Annotated in this window: 23 protein-coding genes; 16 read left to right on the top strand and 7 right to left on the bottom strand. The window is 66.9% G+C overall.

The features are described from left to right. Window positions 1–217: 217 nt before the first annotated feature. Window positions 218–607, bottom strand: coding sequence for a preprotein translocase subunit SecG (secG, locus tag IE191_RS04555; protein ID WP_191323177.1), 390 nt, complete (start codon window positions 605–607; stop codon window positions 218–220). Window positions 608–680: 73 nt separating this feature from the next. After that, window positions 681–1,451, bottom strand: coding sequence for a triose-phosphate isomerase (tpiA, locus tag IE191_RS04560; protein ID WP_191323178.1), 771 nt, complete (start codon window positions 1,449–1,451; stop codon window positions 681–683). Between the two features lie 304 nt (window positions 1,452–1,755). Between tpiA and IE191_RS04565 the strand changes: the two genes are divergently transcribed. From IE191_RS04565 to lexA, 9 genes are read left to right on the top strand one after another with little or no spacing between them, the layout of a single operon-like run. Next, window positions 1,756–3,699 (top strand): peptidylprolyl isomerase, encoded by a 1,944-nt coding sequence (locus IE191_RS04565; RefSeq protein WP_191323179.1) that lies wholly within the window; start codon window positions 1,756–1,758, stop codon window positions 3,697–3,699. 4 nt (window positions 3,700–3,703) lie between these two features. Continuing rightward, complete coding sequence (gene trpE, locus IE191_RS04570; protein ID WP_191323180.1) at window positions 3,704–5,251, top strand: anthranilate synthase component I; 1,548 nt, start codon at window positions 3,704–3,706, stop codon at window positions 5,249–5,251. Window positions 5,252–5,263: 12 nt separating this feature from the next. Then, window positions 5,264–5,848 (top strand): anthranilate synthase component II, encoded by a 585-nt coding sequence (locus tag IE191_RS04575; RefSeq protein WP_191323181.1) that lies wholly within the window; start codon window positions 5,264–5,266, stop codon window positions 5,846–5,848. Then, complete coding sequence (gene trpD / locus IE191_RS04580) at window positions 5,845–6,840, top strand: anthranilate phosphoribosyltransferase (protein ID WP_191323182.1); 996 nt, start codon at window positions 5,845–5,847, stop codon at window positions 6,838–6,840. Before IE191_RS04575 ends, trpD begins: the two co-directional genes overlap by 4 nt. A gap of 14 nt (window positions 6,841–6,854) precedes the next feature. Next, entirely contained in the window at window positions 6,855–7,643 is a 789-nt protein-coding gene (gene trpC / locus IE191_RS04585; RefSeq protein WP_191323183.1) for an indole-3-glycerol phosphate synthase TrpC, read from the top strand. A 7-nt stretch (window positions 7,644–7,650) separates the two neighbouring features. Continuing rightward, window positions 7,651–8,085 carry a reverse transcriptase-like protein gene (locus tag IE191_RS04590; protein WP_229815103.1) on the top strand — a complete coding sequence of 145 codons (435 nt, stop codon included), beginning with the start codon at window positions 7,651–7,653 and terminating at the stop codon, window positions 8,083–8,085. A gap of 7 nt (window positions 8,086–8,092) precedes the next feature. Further along, entirely contained in the window at window positions 8,093–8,563 is a 471-nt protein-coding gene (moaC, locus tag IE191_RS04595; RefSeq protein WP_191323184.1) for a cyclic pyranopterin monophosphate synthase MoaC, read from the top strand. Further along, window positions 8,560–9,792 (top strand): molybdopterin molybdotransferase MoeA, encoded by a 1,233-nt coding sequence (locus IE191_RS04600; protein ID WP_191323185.1) that lies wholly within the window; start codon window positions 8,560–8,562, stop codon window positions 9,790–9,792. Before moaC ends, IE191_RS04600 begins: the two co-directional genes overlap by 4 nt. 57 nt (window positions 9,793–9,849) lie before the next feature. Next, window positions 9,850–10,539, top strand: a complete 690-nt coding sequence (lexA, locus tag IE191_RS04605) for a transcriptional repressor LexA (protein WP_191323186.1) — start codon at window positions 9,850–9,852, stop codon at window positions 10,537–10,539. A 347-nt stretch (window positions 10,540–10,886) separates the two neighbouring features. Here lexA and adhP read toward each other — a convergent pair whose 3' ends face one another. The 4 genes from adhP to IE191_RS04625 form a co-directional block, all read right to left on the bottom strand. Further along, complete coding sequence (gene adhP, locus IE191_RS04610) at window positions 10,887–11,912, bottom strand: alcohol dehydrogenase AdhP (RefSeq protein ID WP_191323187.1); 1,026 nt, start codon at window positions 11,910–11,912, stop codon at window positions 10,887–10,889. Between the two features lie 68 nt (window positions 11,913–11,980). Further along, entirely contained in the window at window positions 11,981–12,847 is an 867-nt protein-coding gene (locus tag IE191_RS04615; protein WP_191323188.1) for a pirin family protein, read from the bottom strand. Between the two features lie 117 nt (window positions 12,848–12,964). Then, a complete protein-coding gene (locus IE191_RS04620) occupies window positions 12,965–15,469 on the bottom strand; it encodes a TonB-dependent receptor (protein WP_191323189.1) in 2,505 nt (834 codons plus the stop codon). 189 nt (window positions 15,470–15,658) lie between these two features. Then, complete coding sequence (locus IE191_RS04625) at window positions 15,659–16,294, bottom strand: flavin reductase family protein (protein WP_191323190.1); 636 nt, start codon at window positions 16,292–16,294, stop codon at window positions 15,659–15,661. 140 nt (window positions 16,295–16,434) lie between these two features. On the opposite strand from IE191_RS04625, the gene IE191_RS04630 reads away from it, so the two are divergent. The 3 genes from IE191_RS04630 to ribH all read left to right on the top strand — a co-directional run bounded on the left by IE191_RS04630 (window position 16,435) and on the right by ribH (window position 18,769). Continuing rightward, on the top strand, window positions 16,435–16,992 hold the full coding sequence (locus IE191_RS04630; RefSeq protein ID WP_191323191.1) for a homogentisate 1,2-dioxygenase: 558 nt from the start codon (window positions 16,435–16,437) through the stop codon (window positions 16,990–16,992). An 83-nt stretch (window positions 16,993–17,075) separates the two neighbouring features. Beyond that, on the top strand, window positions 17,076–18,341 hold the full coding sequence (gene ribB, locus IE191_RS04635) for a 3,4-dihydroxy-2-butanone-4-phosphate synthase (protein ID WP_191323306.1): 1,266 nt from the start codon (window positions 17,076–17,078) through the stop codon (window positions 18,339–18,341). A gap of 5 nt (window positions 18,342–18,346) precedes the next feature. Beyond that, window positions 18,347–18,769: a 6,7-dimethyl-8-ribityllumazine synthase gene (gene ribH, locus IE191_RS04640; RefSeq protein WP_191323192.1), complete on the top strand. Its 423-nt coding sequence runs from the start codon at window positions 18,347–18,349 to the stop codon at window positions 18,767–18,769. A gap of 155 nt (window positions 18,770–18,924) precedes the next feature. Here the strand turns inward: ribH and eno are convergent, their stop codons facing one another. Then, a complete protein-coding gene (eno, locus tag IE191_RS04645; protein ID WP_191323193.1) occupies window positions 18,925–20,208 on the bottom strand; it encodes a phosphopyruvate hydratase in 1,284 nt (427 codons plus the stop codon). 275 nt (window positions 20,209–20,483) lie between these two features. Here eno and IE191_RS04650 point away from each other — a divergent pair, with 275 nt between their 5' ends. From IE191_RS04650 to IE191_RS04665, 4 genes are read left to right on the top strand one after another with little or no spacing between them, the layout of a single operon-like run. After that, entirely contained in the window at window positions 20,484–21,107 is a 624-nt protein-coding gene (locus tag IE191_RS04650; RefSeq protein WP_229815104.1) for a hypothetical protein, read from the top strand. Then, window positions 21,100–21,498 (top strand): phage holin family protein, encoded by a 399-nt coding sequence (locus IE191_RS04655; RefSeq protein WP_191323194.1) that lies wholly within the window; start codon window positions 21,100–21,102, stop codon window positions 21,496–21,498. The genes IE191_RS04650 and IE191_RS04655 overlap by 8 nt, the downstream gene beginning before the upstream one ends. Continuing rightward, on the top strand, window positions 21,495–21,842 hold the full coding sequence (locus IE191_RS04660; protein ID WP_191323195.1) for a hypothetical protein: 348 nt from the start codon (window positions 21,495–21,497) through the stop codon (window positions 21,840–21,842). The genes IE191_RS04655 and IE191_RS04660 overlap by 4 nt, the downstream gene beginning before the upstream one ends. Further along, window positions 21,839–22,384, top strand: coding sequence for a hypothetical protein (locus tag IE191_RS04665; protein ID WP_191323196.1), 546 nt, complete (start codon window positions 21,839–21,841; stop codon window positions 22,382–22,384). Before IE191_RS04660 ends, IE191_RS04665 begins: the two co-directional genes overlap by 4 nt. Window positions 22,385–22,410 lie beyond the last annotated feature (26 nt).

Here is a 22,410-nt window from a genome sequence, read left to right on the forward strand (position 1 = left end):
GGAGTTGGGCCTTAGCGTCAGAAGGGACAGGAGCGCAAGGGGGTGCGACGCCAAAAGGCATCACCAAAAGGCTGGACCATCCCCAAGCGCGGGGCGAACCGTAACATCCCGTACACCGCAGTGCGGCGCGACAGGAGATCACGTCAAGAACCCGCAAAAACAAAACCGGCGTCCCCACCTGTGCGGCGGGAACGCCTGGCTTCATCGTTGCGCGGTATTACTGCTTGGCGGCACCACCGAGCGGATCGGCGGGTGCGGCGGGCGCCGCTGCCGAGGGATCGGCAGCCGGTGCCACCGGAGCCGCAGCCGGCTGCTGGGCCTGGCCGGCCAGCGGATCGGTCGTGCGCTGCAACGAGGTGTCGAGCGTGCGGGTGCCGCCGGTGTTCACCGCCATGGCGGCGAGCACGATGCTCAGGATCACGAACAGGCCCGCCAGAATCGAGGTCATGCGGGTGAGGAAATCGGCCGCACCGCGTGCCGACATGAAGCCGGCCGGGCTACCGCCCACGCCCAGGCCGCCGCCTTCGGACTTCTGGATAAGAATCACGCCGACCAGTGCGGCTGCAATCAGCGCCTGGACGATGGTGAGGAAGATAAAAAGCGACATGAGGTTCCGCCTGAAACTGTTGGCGCGCACTTAGGGCGCGACGCGCCCTTGCGCAAGGGGCTCAATCCTGAGCTCAACTCTCGGACGCGCCCGCCGCCGCCACGATCGGCAGGAAGGCGTCGGCCGTCAGGCTGGCCCCGCCGACCAGCGCGCCACCCACCTCGGGCGCGGCCAGCAGCGCGGCGGCGTTGCCGGCATTGACCGAGCCGCCATAGAGAATGCGCGGCCGCGCGCCGGCCTCGCCATAGGCATGCACCAGGCGCGCCCGCACCGCCGCGTGCATCGCGATCACATCGCCCACGTCGGCCACGCGGCCCGTGCCGATCGCCCAGACCGGCTCATAGGCAATGGCAAGCTTGCCGACCATGGCCGCTTCCAGCGCGGCTTCGCCCTGCGGCAGTGAGCGGTCCACCTGCCCGCCGACCACGTCCAGCGCGCGCCCGACATCGCGTTCGTCCAGCGTCTCGCCCACGCAGATGATCACGCCCAGCCCGGCCGCCAGCGCGGCATCGGCCTTGGCCTGGACCAGGGCATCGCTTTCGCCATGGTCGCGACGGCGCTCGCTGTGGCCCAGAATCACGAAATCCGCCCCGATATCGGCCAGCATCGCGGCCGAAACGTCACCGGTGTGGGCGCCCTTGGCCTCGGTATGGCAATCCTGCCCGCCCACGCCGATGCCGGTCACCGCTTCGCGCAACAGGCCGATCAGCGGGAACGGCGGCGCCAGGGCGATATCCACCTGGGGATGGCGCGCGGCCGCCCGGTCGATGGCCCGGGCCTCGGCCAGCATGGCGCGGCTGCCGTTCATCTTCCAGTTGCCGACGATATATGGTCGTTGCGCCATGGCTGGCTTTGTCCCTCGTGCTGTATGCCCCATGGAATGCGGGCCGCGCCGCCCCGGCAAATGCCTGGACACGATGCGTGCCACCCCGATTCCTCTTGCCCCCTTGCCTGCAATTGCCGGGCAAGCGCAAGACCCGCGCGATGAAGTGCAGGCCAGCGGGCGGAATGTCGGCAAGGTGCGGCGCCAAGCCCACAATCCTTTGGCCATGCCCACAGGCCCATACCCAATCCACAGGCATTGCGGGATCGGTTCAAGCCTCCTAAGGCAGGCGCTTCCAAGTCAATGGCGGATTTGATCGCATCCCATGCTCTCGCTGTTTCGTAAACTGATCCATTCCCGCATCGGCGCGTTGTTCGCCCTGGTGTTCATCGGCCTTCTCGCGCTGGCCTTTGCCGGCGCCGACGTGACCGGCCTGCGCGTTGGCCAGACCAGCGGCAGCGAGGCAGCGGCCACCGTGGGCCACGCCAAGGTCGGCGTGGACGAGCTGGGCAAGACGATCACCTCTGCCTTCGAGCAGGAGCGGGAGCAGAACCCCACGCTCACCATGAAGCAGTTCCTGGCCCAGGGCGTGCTCAACGATGCGCTGTCCGGCCTGGCCGATCGCGCCGCGATGCAGGAATGGGCCGCCAGCGCGCAGATGGGCGTGAGCGACCGCCTGGTCGACAGCGAGATCGCCAAGCAAGCGGCGTTCCAGGGGCCGGACGGCAAGTTCAACGATGCGGTCTATCGCGCCTTCCTCGCCCAGCGCGGCCTGACCGACGCGGCCGTGCGCAAGTCGATCACGCAGAGCCTGATCGCCCGCCAGGTGCTCTCGCCGGTGTCGGAAGGCAATGCCATGCCCGCCTCGGCCGTGGCGCGCTATGCCGCGATGCTCAAGGAAAAGCGCGAAGGTGACATCGCCTTCCTGCCGAGCCTGGCCTTTGCCGGCAAGGACAAGCCGTCCGATGCCGTGCTCGCAGCCTATTACAAGGCCAACGCCGCCCGCTATCAGCAGCCCGAGCGCCGCACCCTGCGCTATGCCGTGATCGACGAGGCGACCCTGGCCAACGTGCCCGCCCCCAGCGATGCCGATATCGCCGCCCGCTACAAGGCCAAGGCCGATGTCTATGGCGCCAGCGAAACCCGCACCGTGACGCAAGTCGTCGTGCCGACGCAGCAGGCCGCACAGGCTCTGGCGGCGGAAGTCTCCGGCGGTACCAGCATCGAAGCAGCCGCCCGCGCCAAGGGCCTTGCCGCCAGCAAGATCGCCGACCTGACTCGCGACAAGCTGGCCGCGCAAAGCTCGCCCGCCGTGGCCGACGCCGTGTTTGCCGCCGCGCAGGGCAAAGTAGCCACCCCGGCCAAGAGCGGCCTGGGCTGGCACGTGATCCGCGTCGACGCCGTGGTCAAGAAGGCCGGCAAGACGCTGGAGCAGGCCCGGCCCGAACTCGTCGCCGAACTGACCACCGAAAAGCGCCACGCCGCGCTGCTCGACCTGTCTTCGCGCCTCGAAGAGCAGTTCGAGAACCACACCGGCCTCGCCGACGTGGCCAAGGCGCAGGGCGTGACCGTGACCACCACCCCGGCGCTTACCGCCGATGGCACCGTGTTCGGCCAGCCCGGCCAGAAGGCTCCGGCTGACGTTGCCGCGCTGCTTCAGGGCGCCTTTGCCATGGAGCACGAAGGCGAAGCGCAAGTGACGCCGCTGGCCGATGGCAAGCGCATCGCGATCTTCGACGTGGGCCAGATCACGCCGGCCGCGCCCGCGCCGCTCGACCAGATCAAGGATGCCGTGGCGCGCGACTATGCCACCGAGCAGGGCGTGGCCAAGGCCAAGCAGGCTTCGGCCACCGTGCTCGCCGCGATGGCCAAGGGCACCTCGCTGGCCGACGCGCTCAAGGGCCTGGGCGTGCAACTGCCGCCCTCGCAGCCGATCGGCATCACCCGCGAACAGCTTGCCGCCATGCAGCAGAGCGGCCGCCAGTTGCCCCCGCCGCTGGTCCTGCTCTTCGCGATGTCGAAGGGCACGGCCAAGCCGCTCGAAGCGCCCAACAAGGCCGGCTTCTACGTCGTCTCGCTCAAGGCGGTGACGCCCGGCGTGATCCCTGCCGGCGATCCGTTCCTGGCCCAGGCCAGCAAGCAGTTCGGCATCGACATGGGCCGCGAGATGGCCGAGCAGCTTCGCGTCGCCATCCGCAACACCGTGGGCGTGACCCGCAACGAAACCGCGCTGCGTGCGCTCAACGCCAAGCTTGTCGGTAACCAGTAAGACCATGACCACGATCCTGTCGCGTCCCGCGCCAAGCTCCGGCGCCCTGCCCGAAAACAGCGCGGCGGCTCTCGCCGCGCTGGCGGCCGGAAAGCCGGCGCTGGTCTGGCGCAAGCTGATCGCCGACAGCGAAACCCCGGTCAGCGCCGCGCGCAAGCTGTTCGTGCCCGAACGCGGCGATTTCCTGCTCGAATCGGTGCAGGGTGGCGAAGTGCGCGGGCGCTACAGCCTCGTCGGGCTCGATCCCGATCTCGTGTTCCGCGCCACGGGCGAAACCGCCCAGCTCAACACTGCATGGCAGACCGATCCGGCTGCCTTCGCGCCGCTGCCGGGCAACAGCCTTGCCGAACTGCGCGCGCTGGTCGAACGCTGCCGGATCGACGTGCCCGAAGGCCTGCCGCCCACGCTCGCCTGCCTGGTCGGCTATTTCGGCTATGAAACCATCGGTCTGGTGGAAAAATTGCCGCGTCCGGCGCAAAGCACGCTCGAACTGCCCGACATGCTGTTCGTGCGGCCCACCGTCGTGCTGGTGTTCGATCGCCTGACCGACGAACTCACCGCCGTCGCCCCGGTCTGGGCCGAAGGCGGCGATCCGCAGGCCCTGCTGGCGCTGGCCGCAGACCGCATCGACGCTGCACTCGCCCGCCTGCACGGCCCCTTGCCCGCCGAACCGCGTCTGCCCGAAACGGTCGACCTGGTGCGCGAGCCGCAGATGGCGCCCGAACGCTATGGCGAAATGGTCGCCCGCGCGCGGGACTACATCACCGCCGGCGATATCTTCCAGGTGGTGCTGGCGCAGCGCTTCACCGCGCGCTTCCCGCTGCCGCCGATGGCACTCTATCGTTCGCTGCGGCGGATCAACCCTTCGCCGTTCCTCTATTTCCTCGATCTGCCCGGCTTTGCCCTGATCGGCTCCAGCCCGGAAATCCTGGTGCGCATCCGCGATGGCGAAGTGACCATCCGGCCCATCGCCGGCACCCGCCCGCGCGGCGCCACCCCGGCAGAGGACCGCGCCAACGAGGAAAGCCTGCTGGCCGATCCCAAGGAACGCGCCGAACACCTCATGCTGCTCGACCTGGGCCGCAACGACGTGGGCCGCGTCGCGGCTGCCGGCACCGTGAAAGTCACCGAAAGCTATACGATCGAACGCTATAGCCACGTGATGCACATCGTTTCCAACGTCGTCGGCCAGCTCGATACCAGGCGGGCCGATTCGGTCGACGCCCTGCTCGCCGGCTTTCCCGCCGGCACCGTCAGCGGCGCGCCCAAGGTGCGCGCCTGCGAGATCATCGCCGAACTCGAACCCGAAACGCGCGGCGCCTACGCCGGTGGCGTCGGCTATTTCGCGCCCGATGGCTCGGTCGATAGCTGCATCGTCCTGCGCACCGCCGTGCTCAAGGACGGCGTGATGCATGTCCAGGCCGGCGCCGGCATCGTTGCCGACAGCGACCCCGCCGCCGAACAGCGCGAATGCGAGCACAAGTCCGGCGCCCTGTTCGCCGCCGCGCGCGAAGCCATCCGCGTCGCCGCCGAGCCGGCATTCGGGCAATAAGGAGGAGCCGACATGATCCTCGTCATCGACAATTACGACAGCTTCACCTGGAACCTGGTCCACTACCTGATGGAACTGGGAGCCGAAGTGAACGTGGTGCGCAACGACGCCATCTCGGCCGCCGACGCGTTGGCCAGTGGTGCCAAGGGCTTCCTGCTCTCGCCCGGCCCCTGCACCCCCAACGAAGCAGGCGTCAGCCTCGATCTCGTCGGCGCGGCGGCGCAGGCGGGCGTGCCGCTGCTCGGCGTGTGCCTGGGGCACCAGTCGATCGGCCAGTATTTCGGCGGCAAAGTGGTGCGCGGCGGGCTGATGCATGGCAAGACTTCGCCGGTCACCCACGATGGCACAGGCGTTTTCGCCGGCCTGCCCTCACCGTTCACCGCCACGCGCTATCACTCGCTGGTGGTGGAAGACGTGCCGGAATGCCTGGTGGTCAACGCCCGCTCCGATGATGGCCACACCATGGGCTTCCGCCATGCCAGCCTGCCGATCCACGGCGTGCAGTTTCACCCCGAAAGCATCGCCACCGAACATGGCCACGCGATGATCGCCAATTTCCTGGCGCTGTGCGGGGTCAACGTGCGGATGCTGGCATGAGCCTGCTGCCGCCGGTGGCGGAAACCCCGCTGCCGCAGGACGAAGCGCAAGCCGCCTTTGCCGCCATTCTCGACGGCAAAGTGGCGGACGAGGACACGATCGCGTTCCTCGTCGCCCTGTCCGATCGCGGCGAAAGCGCCAGCGAGATTGCCGGCGCCGCCCAGGCCATGCGCGCCCGCATGATCGGCATTGCCGCCCCCGACAATGCCATCGACGTCTGCGGCACCGGCGGCGACGGGCACCATACCCTGAACGTGTCCACCGCCGTCAGCCTGGTCGTGGCAGCCTGCGGCGTGCCGGTGGCCAAGCACGGCAATCGCGCCGCCAGCTCCAAGGCCGGCGCGGCCGATACGCTGGAGGCCCTCGGCCTCAATCTCGATCGCGCAGTCGAAACGGCGGAAGAGACGCTGGCCGATCTGGGCATCTGCTTCCTGTTTGCCGGCAAGCACCATCCCGCGATGGGCCGGATCATGCCGATCCGCCGCGCCATCGGCCGCCGCACGATCTTCAACCTGATGGGCCCCCTGGCCAATCCCGCCGGGGTGCAGCGCCAGTTGGTCGGCATTGCCCGGCCCGCCTATGTGCCGATCTATGCCGATGCCCTGGCGCGCCTTGGCACCGCGCGCTCGTTCGTCGTCTCGGGCGACGAGGCGCTGGACGAGTTGAGCCTGGCCGGCGGCAACGAAGTGGCCGACGTGCACGGGCAGGCGATCCTGATGCACCGCGTGGCCCCTGCCGATGCCGGTCTGGCCACGGCCCCGGTCGATGCCATTCGCGGCGGGGACGCGGCCTATAACGCCGCCGCGCTCCAGGCCCTGCTCGATGGCCAGCCCGGCCCCTATCGCGATGCCGTGCTGTTCAACGCGGCCGCCGCGCTGATGGTGGCGGGCGAAGTGACCGACTGGCACGAGGGCGTGGAAGAAGCCGCCGAAACCATCGACAAGGGCCTGGCCCTTGGCTTGCTGCGTTGCTGGATCGACGCGCTGAAGTAAGGCATTTGCGAAGCATGACCGACAAGCTCACCGAAATCTGCGACACCACCCGCGCCGAAGTCGCCCGCCGCAAGGCCACCAGCTCGCTCGCCGATCTCGCCGCCCGCGCCGCCACGCAGAGCGCGCCGCGCGGGTTCGAGGCGGCCTTGCGCGCCCGCGCCGCCAGCGGCTTTGCCCTGATCGCCGAAATCAAGAAGGCCAGCCCGTCCAAAGGCCTGATCCGCCCGGATTTCCAGCCCGCAGAACACGCCCGCGCCTATGAAGCGGGTGGCGCGGCGTGCCTGTCCGTGTTGACCGACGCGCCCTATTTCCAGGGCCACGAAGACTATCTCGTCGCCGCCCGCGCCGCCTGCGCCCTGCCGGTGCTCCGCAAGGATTTCATGGTCGATCCCTGGCAAGTGGCCGAAGCCCGCGCCATGGGTGCCGACGCGATCCTGATCATCGTCGCCGCGCTCGGCGATGCGCAGATGGCCGAAATCGAAGCCGCCGCGCACGACCATGGCATGGACGTGCTGGTCGAAGTGCACGACAAGGCGGAAATGGAGCGCGCTGCGCGCCTGCATTCGCGCCTGATCGGGGTGAACAACCGCGATCTCAAGCGCTTCGTGACCGACATCACCAACACCGAGCGCCTCGCCCCGCTCGCGCCCGAAGGCACGCTGCTGGTCGCCGAAAGCGGCATCAACCACCACGCCGATCTCGTGCGCCTCTCGGCCTGTGGCGCGCGCACGTTCCTGGTCGGCGAAAGCCTGATGCGCCAGGCGGACGTTGCCGCCGCCACGCAGGCGCTGTTGCAGGGCTGAGCGCGGCTTGGCGCGCAAGCTGTGGTTCGACGGCGGCTGCCGGCCCAATCCGGGCCGCATGGAAACTGCCGTCGTCGCGCGCGGCCAGACCTGGTTCACCCCCGATTGCGGCGCAGGCGACAGCAACCGCGCCGAATGGCTCGCCCTGTTGGCCGCCATGGCAGTAGCCCGCGCGCTTGGGGAAAGCGATGTCGTGCTGTGCGGGGATTCGGCTTTCGTGATCGACCAGATCCAGGGCCGCACTGCCAGACATCCCGCCACGGCCGATTGCTTCGCGGCCTATTTGAACGGCCTCGTTTCATTTTCGCGGGTGCGCCTGCGCCATGTCGGCCGCGCGCAGAACCTGGCCGGCATCGCGCTCGATCGGTTGCGCGCCGGGCTTGCGCCGCCTCAGCCCCTGGCGGCCGAACAAGCCTTGCACCATTCCGGCGACGTGGCATGAGCACAGCATGACAGAGCTTACCCATCTCGATGCCCAGGGCCATGCACGCATGGTCGATGTCGGCGCCAAGGCACCCACCCAGCGCGTGGCCGTGGCGCGCGGCATGATCCGCATGTCGCCCGCCGCCCTGGTCGCGATCCGCGACGGCACGATGCCCAAGGGGGATGTGCTGGCCACCGCGCGCATTGCCGGGATCATGGCCGCGAAGAAGACCGGCGAGCTGATCCCGCTGTGCCACCCGCTTTCGTTGGATGCCGTGGCCGTGGAATTCGGCTTTGTCGAAGGCGGGGTGGAATGCACTGCCACAGCCTCGCTCACCGCCAAGACCGGCGTCGAAATGGAAGCGATGACAGCCGCTTGCGTGGCGTTGTTGACAATCTATGACATGGCCAAGGCGGTGGACAAGGGCATGGTGATCGACGCAGTGCGCCTGGTTGCCAAGCGCGGCGGCAAGTCGGGCGACTGGTCGGCGCCATGACCATCCCGCGCCAGCCGCCCCTGCCACTGGAAGAAGCCCAGGCCCGCCTGATCGCGCTGGCGCCCCGCTTGCCGGTGGAACACCGCGCCACGGCCGAAGCGCTGGGCCACTATCTCGCCGCGCCCCTGCTCGCCGCGCGTACCCAGCCGGCGACCGCGCTTTCGGCCATGGACGGCTATGCCCTGCGCGCGGCAGACCTGCCCGGCCCATGGACGGTGATCGGCGAAAGCGCCGCCGGCCATCCCTTCGCCGGGACCGTGGGCACGGGGCAGGCGGTGCGGATCAGCACCGGCGCCGCTCTGCCTGCCGGCGCGGACTGCGTGCTGTTGCAGGAAGACTGCCAGCGCAGCGACGCGTCCCTGACGCTCACTGGCACGCCGCCCCAGCCCCCATCGCGCCATATCCGCCCCGCCGGCATGGACTTTGCCGCCCACGATCCGCTGCTCGCCACAGGTTCTCGGCTGGGCGCCGCGCAGATCGCACTGGCGATTGCGGCCGGGCACGGCCATGTGCCGGTCTATCGCCGCCTGCGCCTGGCCGTGATCGACAGTGGTGACGAACTCGCCGCTGCCGGCCATGCGCTGGCGCCGCACCAGATCCCGGCCAGCAACGGGCCGATGCTGGCAGCCATGGCTGCGGCCCTGCCGGTGGACGTGCAGCGCCTTGGCCCGGTGCCTGACCAGCTCGACGCGCTTGCCGCCGCGCTCGATCGCGTGCGCGACGCGGATATCGTGGTCACCAGCGGTGGCGCCTCGGTGGGCGATCACGATCTCGTGCGCCCGGCGCTGGAGGCGGTGGGCGCGCGCATCGATTTCTGGCGCGTGGCGATCAAGCCGGGCAAGCCGCTGCTGGTCGGCCACCGCGCCGCCGCTAGCCTTTCCGCGCCGCAAGTCATCCTTGGCCTGCCCGGCAATCCGGCCTCGGCCTATGTCACCGCGCACCTGTTCCTGCTGCCGCTGCTGCGCGCAGCGCTGGGCGCCGCAGACCCGCTGCCCCGGCCGCTCGCCGCGCGGCTGGCCCAGGCCATGCCGGCAGGCGGCGGGCGCACCGAATTCCTGCGCGGCACCTGGAATGGCGAGGCCGTCACGCTCGACACCTTGCAGGATTCGGGCGCGATCGCCCCGATCGCCCGCGCCAATTGCCTGGTGCGACGCGAAGCTGGCGCAGCGATGCGACCGGAAGGGAGCAAGGTACCGATCTATCTGCTCGAATTTGGCGGATTTGCTTGACGGGACTGGTTTAGTTGCTTATTCGTTCCGCATTCGTTCGCCATAGGAGACTTGCGGATGCTTACGCGCAAGCAGCACGAACTGCTCTCGTTCATCCAGACGCGCCTTGATGATTCCGGCATTTCCCCGTCGTTCGAGGAAATGAAGGAAGCGCTCGATCTCAAGTCCAAGTCTGGCGTGCACCGCCTGATCTCCGCGCTGGAGGAACGTGGCTTCATCCGCCGCCTGCCCAACCGGGCGCGCGCGCTGGAGGTGATCCGCGAGCCGGAAAGCCTGGCCACCAAGGCCGCGCCGCGCAATGCGACGCCGCGCCCGGCGCCGACCGCTCGCCCCGCCACGCTGGGCGCACCGGTTGCCGCCAACGACGTCATCGAAATCCCGCTGCACGGCCGCATCGCCGCCGGTGCCCCGATCGAGGCGCTGGAAGGTTCGGCAATGCTGCCGGTTCCAGCCGCGCTGCTGGGTTCGGGCGAGCACTATGCGCTCGAAGTGTCGGGAGACTCGATGGTCGAAGCCGGCATCCTCGACGGCGATTTCGCGCTCGTGCGCCGCACCAACACCGCGCGTGACGGTGAAATCGTGGTCGCCCTGGTGCGCGGCGAGGAAGCGACGCTCAAGTACCTGCACCACGAAAAGGGCAAGATCCGCCTCGATCCGGCCAACGCCGCTTACGATCCGCAGTTCTACGCGCCGGATGAAGTGGAAGTGCAAGGCAAGCTCGCCGGCCTGCTGCGCCGCTATCATTGATCCACGCGAGGCGTCTGCAAGGCTTTAGCTTGGGAGCTACAGCCTTAGCGTTGGTTAAGCTGTCGATAAGCTTGGTCCAACATGTTGCGGAGGGCCCCGGTTCAAGCCCGGGGCGACGGGCCAATGGGGGAATTCATCCTACTTGCGAGCGAGTGACGTCGCCCCGGGCTTGACCCGGGGCCCTCCGATTTGGTTCGGCCAATACGCCATTTGGCCAGTGGGCGGTTCATGATGCGTTTTGGCCTTGTTGGCCACACGCATGCTTGGGCCACCCCAGCAACCACGGCAAGCCAGAGCCGGAAAGCTATGCCGCGGGCCGCGAAAACTGTTGGCCGCCGGATCGCCGCTCAGCGCAAGTCAAGCACCACGCGCCCTTCGATGGCGCCCTGCTCCATCCGCGCGAAGATCGTGTTGATCTCTTCCAGCCTGGCGGTTTGGACCGTTGCACGCACTTTGCCGGTAGCAGCGAAGTCCAGCGCCTCGATCAGGTCGAGCCGGGTGCCGACGATCGAGCCACGCACGGTAATGCCGCCCAGCACGGTGTTGAAGATCGACAACGGGAAATCACCCGGCGGCAGACCGGTCAGCGTCACGGTGCCACCACGCGCGGCCATGCCAAGGGCCTGCTCAAAGGCCTTGCGCGACACCGCCGTGACCAGGACGCCCTGCGCTCCACCACACTGAGCCTGAACGAATGCAGCCGCGTCCTGCTCAGCGGCGTTGACGGCCAGTTCTGCCCCCAGCCGGCGCGCGAGGTCGAGCTTGGCAATGTCCACGTCCACGGCGATCACTTTGCGCCCCATGGCCTTGGCATATTGCACGGCCATGTGCCCCAGCCCGCCGATCCCGGAAATCGCCACCCAGTCGCCGGGCTTGGTATCCGTCATCTTGAGGCCCTTGTAGACCGTGACGCCGGCGCAAAGGATCGGCGCGACTTCGGCAAGATCGAGGCCGGGGGGAATGTGGCCGAGATAGGCCGCCTCGGCCAAGGCATATTCGGCAAAGCCGCCGTTGACCGAATAGCCGGTGTTTTCCTGCTGGTGGCACAGGGTTTCCCACCCGCCCAGGCAATGCGGGCAATGGCCGCAGGCCGAATGCAGCCAGGGCACGCCGACGCAGTCCCCTTCCTTCACGCCCGTCACGCCCGGCCCCAGGGCGACGACATGGCCTACGCCTTCGTGGCCGGGAATGAACGGTGGCTGCGGCTTGACCGGCCAATCGCCATGCGCGGCGTGCAGATCGGTGTGGCAGACGCCGCAGGTGGCGATCTTGACCAGCACCTGGCCAGGGCCGGGCACCGGCACGGGAACCAGTTCGATCGCCAGTGGCTGCCCAAACGCACGCACCACTGCCGCCTTCATCACCTCGACCATGGCCATTCTCCATTTCCGTCAATGGCATGGAGAATGCCATGGGCTGGCCGCAGGCGCTTTGCGCTTGATCAACCCGCCATCGTGCCGAACTGGCCAGCCTGGAAATCGGCATAGGCCTGGTGAATCTCGGCCACGCTGTTCATCACGAACGGACCGTGCGCCACCACCGGCTCGTCGATGGGATCAGCATGGCCGAGCAGGATGACGCTGTCCTGTTCGGCGACGAGATCGAGCCGCTCACCCGGGGTCAGCTCCACGAGGTGGAAGGCCGGGGCCGCCGCGCCTGCCACCGCCACTGTGCCGCGCACGACATAGAGAAACACGTCCCTTCCGCCCAGATCGCCGAGGGACAGCACCCCGCCACGGGCCATATAGGCAAAGCTCATGAACACACCGGTGAGCGAGTCGACCGGGCCGGTGGCGCCACCATGCGTGCCGGCCACAAGGTGGAGCCGCACCCGGCCTTCGTCCTCCACGAGCACGGGCACAGCATCTGCCTGCACCCCTGTGTAGCGCGGCGCGGTCAGCTTGAGGCGGGCGGGCAGATTGACCCACAATTGCAGGATTTCCAGCGGCCCGCCCTGGCGCTTGAACTCCTCTGACGAGATTTCGGCGTGGATCAGGCCGCGCCCGGCAGTCATCCACTGCACCCCGCCGGCCAGGATCGTGCTTTCGTGGCCACCGGTGTCGCGGTGGGTCAGTTCGCCCTCGAGGATGAACGTCACCGTTTCAAAGCCGCGATGGGGGTGCGGGCCAAACGGCAGGCCGCGGTTGGGCGCGGGATAGACCTGCGGACCGTGGTGGTTGAGGAACAGGAACGCCCCCAGCCGATCGAGCGAAGGCCCGGGGAGCGGCCGATGCGTGACAAGATCGCCGATATCGTCGCGATAGGCAGGATGGAGGCGACGGATGGTGCGCAAGGTGGGTGTGGTCATTCCCGCAGGATAGCGCCAGGGCGCTGGAAACGCGCGCAAAAAAGGGGTGGCGCAAAAAGGGGTGGCTGGGCCCTCCCCGGCCCGCCACCCCTTCTCTCTGTCAGCCCTGCTGACCGATCAATAGGCCAGCACCAGCGTGGCGATCGCCGCGCGCGGCGCGCCGATCTGGGCATTGGTATAGCTGCCCGTATAGCTGATCTGGTTGTTGAAGGTGCCCGAGAAGCCGCCCACGTAATACTGGTTGAACAGGTTGGTCACGTTGACCTGGAGGTAGGACCGATCGTTGAGGCCGACTGCCCCCAGCGCCACGCGGGCGTCGAGATCGACCGTGGTGTAGGACGGCGTCTTGGCGGCATAGGCCACGGTGGTCGTGCCCGCCAGGTAATAGGGCGTGTTCTGGTCGTTGACATAGCGCGGACCGGTGCGCTTGACCTGAACACCCAGCGTGAATGGCTGGAAATTGCCCGAAAGGCGCGCACCAACCGTGGTGATCGGCACGGCGGATTCAAACTTGCCCGCCGTGGCCAGATCGCCGGTCGCGGCCGTCACATTGTCCTTGATCCGCGAATGCAGCCACGAGCCGAAGACATAGCCGCTGACATGGCTGTTGAAGCGGTACGACAGGTTGGCATCGATGCCATAGCGATCGACCGTGCCCAGGTTGGTGTAGATCGTGGTCTGCGCATCGGGCTGGTAGGCCGTGCCCAGGCGGTTGGTGAAGTGGGTGTACCACAGGTCTGCCTGGGCCTGGAGCGGGCCGCTGGTGCGGCGGAAGCCCAGGTCGAAGTTGTTGGTCTTTTCCGGGTTCACCAGGCCGGCATCGCTGCCGTTGGCAAAGTAGAACGACTGATAGAGCGACGTCGTCTGCGGGACGGACATGCCCTGCGAAAAGTTGAAGAAGATCTGCCCGGCGGTGGGCAGGTCATAGGTCAGCCCGATGCTGGGCAGCACCGCGCTGTAGTTGTAGGTGCGGCGTTGCGGCGCGCCGTAATAGGGGCTGGTGGTGATCGTCGCGGCATAGGCCGTGGCCGAAGCACCGAATGCGCAAGTCACGCCGCCGCTGGCGTTGCGGGCAAAGCAGTAGTTGGTGAGATCGCGATGCATGAACGGCGCGCGCAGGCCGGCGTTCACTTTCAGGCGGTTATCGAGGAAGCTGCCGCGATATTCCGCCGAAACCTGGTTGAGCAGCGCGATCGACCGGGTGTCGCGCTTTTCCACGACGTTGCCGGACGCATCGGTGATCGGATCGTTGACCGGCGAGATCATCACCGGCGAACCATCGCTGTTGATCGGGCCGAGTTCACCAGTCTGCGCGATCACCGAGCGAGCGAAGGCATATGCGAGGCGGACGGCCTGCCGGCTGTCGATGTCATAGCGCATGGAGGTGGTCAGCGCGACGCGGTGCGTCGTGGTCTGGCTGGGCGCGAGCAGGCGCACGGTGTCAAGCGTGTCACCGTCGCCGTTCAAGTCCTTGCCCAGGTAATAGCTGCCGTTGATGTAGCCGGTCATCCCGTTCAGCGTGCCTTCGGAAGCCGACACGGTGCCGCCGCCATTGGCCTTGGTCCACTGGAAGCTGGGATCGATCGTCCAGACCAGGCCCGGCGCCAGGGTCAGCCGGGCACTGCCGCGAATGTTGAGCAATTGCGCGGGGTTGACGCGGTAATCGTAAGCCGAGCCGCAGGTGTTGGCCTTGTCCGCCACGCCGGCGTTGGCGCTGGCCGTGGTGCACGGGGTGTAGGTGTAATAGCCGTTCTTGAAGCTGGTTGGGAAATAGGTGAAGCCCAGGCCGCTATCGCTGGCAAGCGCCACGTTGGACAGCGGCACCGAGCCCGAAAAGTTGTTTTCCGTGCCGACATAGGTGGCCTTGAGCGACAGGAAATCGCCATTGGCGCCGAGCGGCTGATAGATGCCGCCATTGGCCTGCTCGCGCCGCACCTTGCCATAGTTGTTGAACGGAGAATCGTTATGCGAGCGGCTGTATTCGGCATATAGGCGCGTGCCGGCCGGCCCGATCGCCCCGCTGTCGACCATGCCCATGACTCGGTAATAGTTGTCGGTGCCGAGCGCGCCCGATGCCTTGAGGTGGAAATCCTGCGTCGGCTGGTGCGAGCGGATGTTGATCGTGGAACCCGAGGCCGACGAAGTGGGGCTGTCCACGTCGGTCGTGCCAAGGTTCACCGAAACCTGGTCGATCACTTCGGAATCGAGCAGTTCGCCCGAATAGAGCGCATAGTTGCCATCGTCGTTCAGCGTCACGCCGTCGATGGTTTCGGAAATGCGCGTCGCGTCAAAGCCGCGGATCATCAGCGTGCCGCCGCTGCCGCCATAGGGGTCGTTGTTCTGGAAGCTGACACCCGGCAGGTAGTTGATCATGTCGTTGATCGACTGGCCAGGGGTCTGGCGCTCGATCCAGGCCTGGGTCAGCACGGCCGAGGCCTTGCTGGTATCGGGGTTGGCCACCCCGGCGATCCCCTTCTGGCCGCTGGCGGTCACCACGATCTGGTTGCTGAAATCCACCGAGCCGGTGGACTGCGCCAGCGCCGGCATGGCCGCCGACAGCCCGGCCAGAGCCAGCACGGTGGCGCTGACGTGGGCCGCCAGGCGGTATTTTTGGTTGGTCATATTGCCTCCTTGAAACCGCGTCCGGATAAGGCGGAAATATGCCAGATTTGCTACAGATATTCGGTATACACAGTTGATTTATATTGATAATTTAGATATCTATAGAAACGGATGAAACCAGTACTGACGCGTTGCGCAATGGTTTGCAATATGTGCGACTTTGTAACGGTTTCGCACGATTTCCGTCAATCAACCGTCATTTTGCGCCTTCAGCCAATCGGCATAGCGCGGGCGCATGAGCTGGAAGGATGTGTCGCTACGCGAGTACCACCCTGCCCCATGCATGCGCGCCACCAGGCCCATTGCCATGGTGTCGACATGAAGCCGCTCGGCATCGATGAACGCATCATGGATGTGAAAACGGACCACTTCACCCAGCACAATCGTGCTCTGCCCGGCCTCGATCGCCTGGTAGAGCCGGCATTCCATCGACACGGGCGCGCTGGCGATGCGATCGGGCGCTACCACGCTCGACGGTACCAGCGAGAGCCCGGCATGGGCTGCCTCGTCGAAATCGGGCGGGGCGTCGATGCAGGTGAAGTTCATCGCCTCGGCGTCTTTTTCTGACACCAGGTTTACAACGAATTCCTTCGTTTCCAGGATATTGGCCGGTGTATCCTTGTGCCGTCCATCGCTCTGGCGCAGAAATCCGATGGCCAGCAGCGGCGGATCGGCGGCGACCATGTTGAAGAAGCTGAACGGCGCCGCATTGGCAACGCCCGCCGCCGAGCGACTGGTGACCCAGGCAATCGGACGCGGCGTGATCGAGGCACTCATCAGCTTGTAGCGGTCGCCCGCCGCAACCTGGCTAAAATCGAACTCCATTCGTTGCGCCTTTCACGCCAGCATTGGTTGCGCGGGAGATGGGGCGGCGCACGCCCTTCGGCAAGAGTGCGATGGTCGCTGGCCCTTTGGGACAAGGCCGTGCTATGCTTGGAAAAATATCATCCTTTGCAGGACCTTCCATGCGCACGCCCAGCCATTCCTTTTGCAGACTGGCCGCCTCGGCCCTGGCCGCCCTGGCCTCTCCCCTGGCCGGTGCCGCCATCGCCCAGCAGCCTGCGGCCATGGCGGCGCCAGCCTGCCCTGCGACGCCCGAGCCGCTGCCACCGGCCTTTGCCGCCTGGCCCAACGCCACGACGCTGACCAGCGCGAGCGATCGCCCCGGCCTCGCCGCCGCCAAGGTGGCCCCTGGCGAAGCGGAAACGCTGGAACTGCATCCGGCGGCCGAAATGCATTATGCGCTGGCGCCGGCCAAACCCGCCGCAGCCGGCAGCTTTGGCGGTATGGCCGCGCTGCATGTGACAGCGCCCGGCACCTATCGCGTGGCGCTGAGCAGCGGAGCATGGGTCGATCTGCTTGGCAACGGCCAGTTCCTGCCCTCGGCCGGGCATGGTCATGGCCCGGCTTGCAGCGGCATCCGCAAAATCGTCGATTTCGCGCTGCAACCGGGCGACTATGTGTTGCAGGTGGCGGGTAGCACCGCGGCGACGATCACCGTGCTGGTCGTGCCACAAGGCTGACCCCAGCGCCCCGCGCTGACCAATGTGACATCGAAATGTGATATCCACTTGAATATCACATTTCGATGTGAGACATGAGCGTCATGTCAAACGATCTGATCGAACGCGTCCGCAAGTTGGTGACCGAAGGCGGCATGTCGCGGGCCGGGCTGGCCCGTGCCGCCGGGCTTCACGCCAACACCTTGCGCGACTGCACCTCGCCCGGCTGGAATCCCACCGCCGACACGCTCGCCAAGCTGCAACAGGCGCTGACCGAGGGCGACGACAGCCCCGCTGTGGTGCCGATCGAGGAAATCATCGAGGAAGCCCGCAACGGCCGGATGTTCATCCTGGTCGATGACGAGGACCGCGAGAACGAAGGCGACCTGGTGATTCCGGGGCAGATGGTGACGCCCGATGCGATCAACTTCATGGCCACCCACGGGCGCGGCCTGATCTGCTTGACGCTCACCCGTGCGCGGGTGGAGGAACTGGGGCTGGAACTGATGAGCCGCGCCAATGGCACGCGCCACGAAACAGCCTTCACTGTGTCGATCGAAGCACGCGAGGGCGTCAGCACCGGCATTTCCGCGCATGATCGCGCCCGCACGGTGACCGTGGCGATCGACCCAGCGAGGGGGCGCGGCGACATCGTCACGCCAGGCCATGTCTTTCCGCTGATCGCCCGCGATGGCGGCGTGCTGGTGCGCACCGGCCACACCGAAGCGGCGGTGGACATTTCGCGCCTTGCCGGGCTCAACCCCTCCGGCGTGATCTGCGAGATCATGAAGGACGATGGCACGATGGCACGGATGGACGATCTCGTCCCCTTTGCCCGGCGCCACGGCCTCAAGATCGGCACGATCCGCGACCTGATCGAATATCGCCGCCGCCATGACCACCTGGTGCAGAAAGTGGCCGAAGTGCCGTTCACGTCGGACTATGGCGGGGACTGGCGCGTGCTGACCTATCGCAACAAGGTGGATGGCACGGAAAGCCTGGTGCTGCAAAAGGGCCAGGTTGCGCCGGGCCAGGCCACGCTGGTGCGCGTCCACGCCTTTTCCGCGTTCGACGACCTGCTCGGCCGCGCCGGCCCGCGCAAGCGCACCTTGCAGCGCGCCATGGACGAGATCGGCCGCGAGGGCGCCGGGGTGATCGTGCTGCTGTTCCCCACGGCCGAGAGCGATCCCGTGCGCGGCGCCGTGCCCGGCCAGGACATGGACTTGCGCGCCTATGGCATCGGCGCACAGATCCTGGCGGATCTTGGCATCCATGACATGGTGCTGCTGTCCAATTCCCACCATACCCCCGTCGCGATCGAAGGCTATGGCCTCAACATCGTGGGCGAACGCCCGATTCCTGCGGAGTAAGTTCCTTGGCCAAGTTCCTCATCGTCGAAGCCCGCTTTTACGAGCATCTCAACGACCAGTTGATCGCCGGCGCGCGCGCCGCGCTCAAGGCCGCCGGGCACAAGGCCGATGTCGTGACCGTGCCGGGCGCGCTGGAAATTCCCGCCGCCATCGCCCTGGCGGACCAGGACGGCAGCTATGACGGCTATGTCGCCATCGGCGTGGTGATCCGCGGCGAAACTTATCATTTCGAAATCGTGGCGGGCGAAAGCGCGCGCGGCATCATGGCGCTGACCATGGACGGCCTGCCCATCGGCAACGGCATCCTGACGGTCGAAAACGAAGCGCAGGCCATTGTCCGCGCCGATCCGGCGCAGAAGGACAAGGGCGGCGAAGCGGCCAAGGCGGCGATCGCGCTCTACGAACTCAAGAAGAAATGGGGCGACTGATCACCCCGTAATCCCCCCTCCCGCTTGCGGGAGGGGCCCTCTTCAACCTCCCCTCCCGCGAGCGGGAGGGGCTGGGGGAGGGAATGTTACAGACAACATTCCAACACCCCCTCACCCAACCCTCTCCCCGGCGGGGAGAGGGCTTTCTTTTGGGTTCAGGCCAGACGCCCGAACGCACCACGGCCGGCATAGCGCGCAGCCTGGCCCAGCTCTTCCTCGATGCGGATGAGCTGGTTGTACTTGGCCAGCCGGTCGGACCGGGCGAGCGAGCCGGTCTTGATCTGGCCGCAGTTGGTGGCGACGGCGAGGTCGGCAATCGTCGCGTCTTCGGTTTCGCCCGAACGGTGCGACATCACGGCGGTGTAGCCCGCGCGCTGCGCGATGCTGACGGCTTCGAGCGTTTCGGTCAGCGTGCCGATCTGGTTGACCTTGACCAGCAGCGAGTTGGCCAGGCCCTTGCCGATGCCCATTTCCAGGCGCTTGGGATTGGTCACGAACAGGTCGTCACCCACCAGTTGCACGCGCTTGCCGATCTTGGCGGTGAGTGCGGCCCAGCCTTCGAAATCGTCTTCGGCCATGCCGTCTTCGATCGACAGGATCGGATAGGCGTCGCACAGCGCGGCGAGGTAGTCGGCCATGGCTTCGGGGCTGAGCGAGAGGCCTTCGCCGCTGATTTCGTACTTGCCGTTGCGGAAGAATTCGGTGGAGGCGCAGTCCAGCGCCAGGACCATGTCCTCGCCCGGCTTGAACCCGGCCTTTTCGATCGAGGCCATCACGAAATCGAGCGCGTCGCGCGTGCTGGCAAGGTTGGGGGCAAAGCCGCCTTCATCGCCCACGGCCGTGGCCAGGCCCTTTTCATGCAGGCCCTTCTTGAGGGTGTGGAACACTTCCGCACCCCAGCGCACCGCTTCGGCCAGAGTGGGCGCGCCCACCGGCATGATCATGAATTCCTGGAAATCGATCGGGTTGTCGGCATGTTCGCCGCCGTTGATGATGTTCATCATCGGCACGGGCAGGACATGCGCCGACACGCCACCAACATAGGAATAGAGCGGCAGGCCGCGCGCATCGGCAGCGGCCTTGGCCACGGCCAGCGAGGTGCCGAGGATGGCGTTGGCGCCGATCCGGCCCTTGTTCTCGGTGCCATCCAGTTCGATCATCGCCAGGTCGATGTCGCGCTGGTCTTCGGCGTCGAGGCCGAGAAGCACTTCGCTGATTTCGTCGTTGACGGCATCGACCGCCTTGGTCACGCCCTTGCCCAGATAGCGGCTCTTGTCGCCATCGCGCAGTTCGACGGCTTCGTGCGCGCCGGTGGAGGCACCCGAAGGCACGGCCGCACGGCCGAACGAGCCATCGTCGAGAAGAACGTCGACTTCGACGGTGGGATTGCCCCGGCTGTCGAGAATTTCGCGGGCGTGAATATCGATGATCGCGGTCATGATCGGCTTCCTCTTGGCTTTCGGGTCACGGGCCAGGACAGCCCGCTTCCAGCAGCGAACGACGGTGCAGATTTCCAGGGCAAGTTTCTCTGGACTTCACCGGCCTGCCGGGCTCCTATCGGGTGGAACCTTGGCAAGCAAGCGGCGTTGGCTTGCAAGATGGCGTAGAGCGGCAAATAATGCCGCAGTGCAATAGCAGAGCGCCGCCCGACCGCCGCCAGGCATCGAGCATACGATTGTGGCATACGAATTTGTCGAAAGAGAAAGGGATTCTCATGGCCGACACCGCACCTGAAACCAAAGACACCGAAGCTGCCATCAAGGATGCCGGCGCCGATCTGGTCGATGCCGGCACCAAGGCGGCCGACGCCGTCGACGTGAAGGCGCACGACCTGGCCGCCACGGCGCGCGATCTGGCCGAAAAGGCCAAGACCCGCTTTGCCCAGGCCGTGGAAGAAGCCCGCTCCAGCGCCGAAACGCTCAAGAGCGAAGCGCTGGAAAAGAGCCAGGCCTACAAGGACAAGGCCACCGACACCGCCGCGCAGTGGTCCGACGAGGCCAAGGCCCTGGCGGCGCAGGCCAAGGACAAGGGTGCCGACCTGGCCCACGAAGGCAAGGCCAAGGCCAGCGAAGCGCTCGCCGTGGTGGGCAAGGCGATCGGCAGCTCTGCCGAGACGATCGATGAAAAGCTCGGCGTGAAGTATGGAGACTATGCCCGCACTGCCGCCAAGAGCGTGGAAGAGACCGCCGACAAGCTGGCGTCCAAGGACTTTGCCGAGCTGGGCGAAGACGTGAAGACGTTCGTGCGCAAGAGCCCGGCGACGGCACTGGGTATTGCCGCCGTGACCGGGTTTGTCCTGGCACGCCTGTTCCGCGGCGGCGACAGCACGGATGCCTGATGGCAGCGAGGCCACACCGCTGGCCGCGCGACTCGAAGCGCTGTTGCGCCAGGGTGAAGCCGTTCTCACCGCCGAGCTGGCCTATCAGAAGGCGCGGGTCGGCTTTGGCTGGAGCCGGGGCAAGCGCGTTGCCGTCTATCTGGCGCTCGCCGCTGCCTTTGGCGGCCTGACCCTGGTGGCCGTGGTCGTTGGCCTGCTGATCGCACTGGCGCCGCTGCTGACCCCGTGGGGTGCGCTGGCGGTGGTGGGGCTTGGCCTGTTGCTGCTGTCTGGCCTGTGCTTCCGGGCTGCGGTCCGCGCGTTTCGCGATGCGCGGGACACGGTGCTGGGCAAACCGACCAAGGCAGAACAAGCCGTGGTGGCGGCCGTGGAGCAGGAGAATCAGGCATGAGCGCCGAGGAAACCCTGCTCGCTTCTGCCCAGGCACGGGCCCAGGCCTGGACCGACCTGCGCGCCGAGCTGGTCGGGCTGAAGGACGATCTGGCAGCCCGCCCGCTCGGGCAGCGCCTGCGCGATCGTCTCGTCGATGAGATGGCCGACGCGATCGACGGCGCTGGTACAGTGGTGAAGGATACAGCGCCGGCGTTGATCGCGACGCTGGTGCTCTTGGCCGTGTGGACCCTGCGCGATCCGTTGCAGGAACTGGGTCAATGGCTGTGGCGCAAACGGCCGGCCGGCTGGTTTGGCCAACCTGAGAAACGCAAGTGGGGGCGCAAATCTGGAGGATTATGGTGAGCGACGACACGAAGCAAACTCCCGAACAGACCCCGGCCGCGCCGGTCTATGCTGACGAGCAGACGGAAACCGTGGACCGCGTGGCTCAGGCCCGTGCCAAGGCGACCGAAGTCCGCACGACCGTGCGCCAGGTGGTGGAACAGCACCCCATCGCCGCACTCGCTGGCGGCATCGCGCTGGGCCTGGTGGTCGGCAAGCTGGCCACGGGCAGGCGCAAGGCCACGCCGGTCTCCAACCTCGCCAAGCTGGCCGCGCCGGCCGAGCAGGCCGCTGCCGGGCTGAGCAAGAAAGCCACGGCCCTCGCCACGCTCGCCGCCGAAGTGGCCATGGCCTATGCCGCCAAGGCGGCCGAGGCGGGGCGCGAGAGCGTGCACAAGCTGGAAGACATCGGCAGCGACGCCGGTGGCAAGCTGGCCGATGGCGCCGGGGAAGCGCGCCGCAAGGCCGGTGACTTGGCCGACGTGGCCGCCCATGCCGCGCGCGAAGCGGCCGACGTAGCCATTGCCAAGGCTAGCGAACTGGCGGCGCGGTTCAAGCGCTGAACCACCGCCACGGCCCTATTCGCAAC

The organism is Novosphingobium pokkalii (assembly GCF_014652855.1).
In the GTDB taxonomy this organism is placed as follows: domain Bacteria; phylum Pseudomonadota; class Alphaproteobacteria; order Sphingomonadales; family Sphingomonadaceae; genus Novosphingobium; species Novosphingobium pokkalii.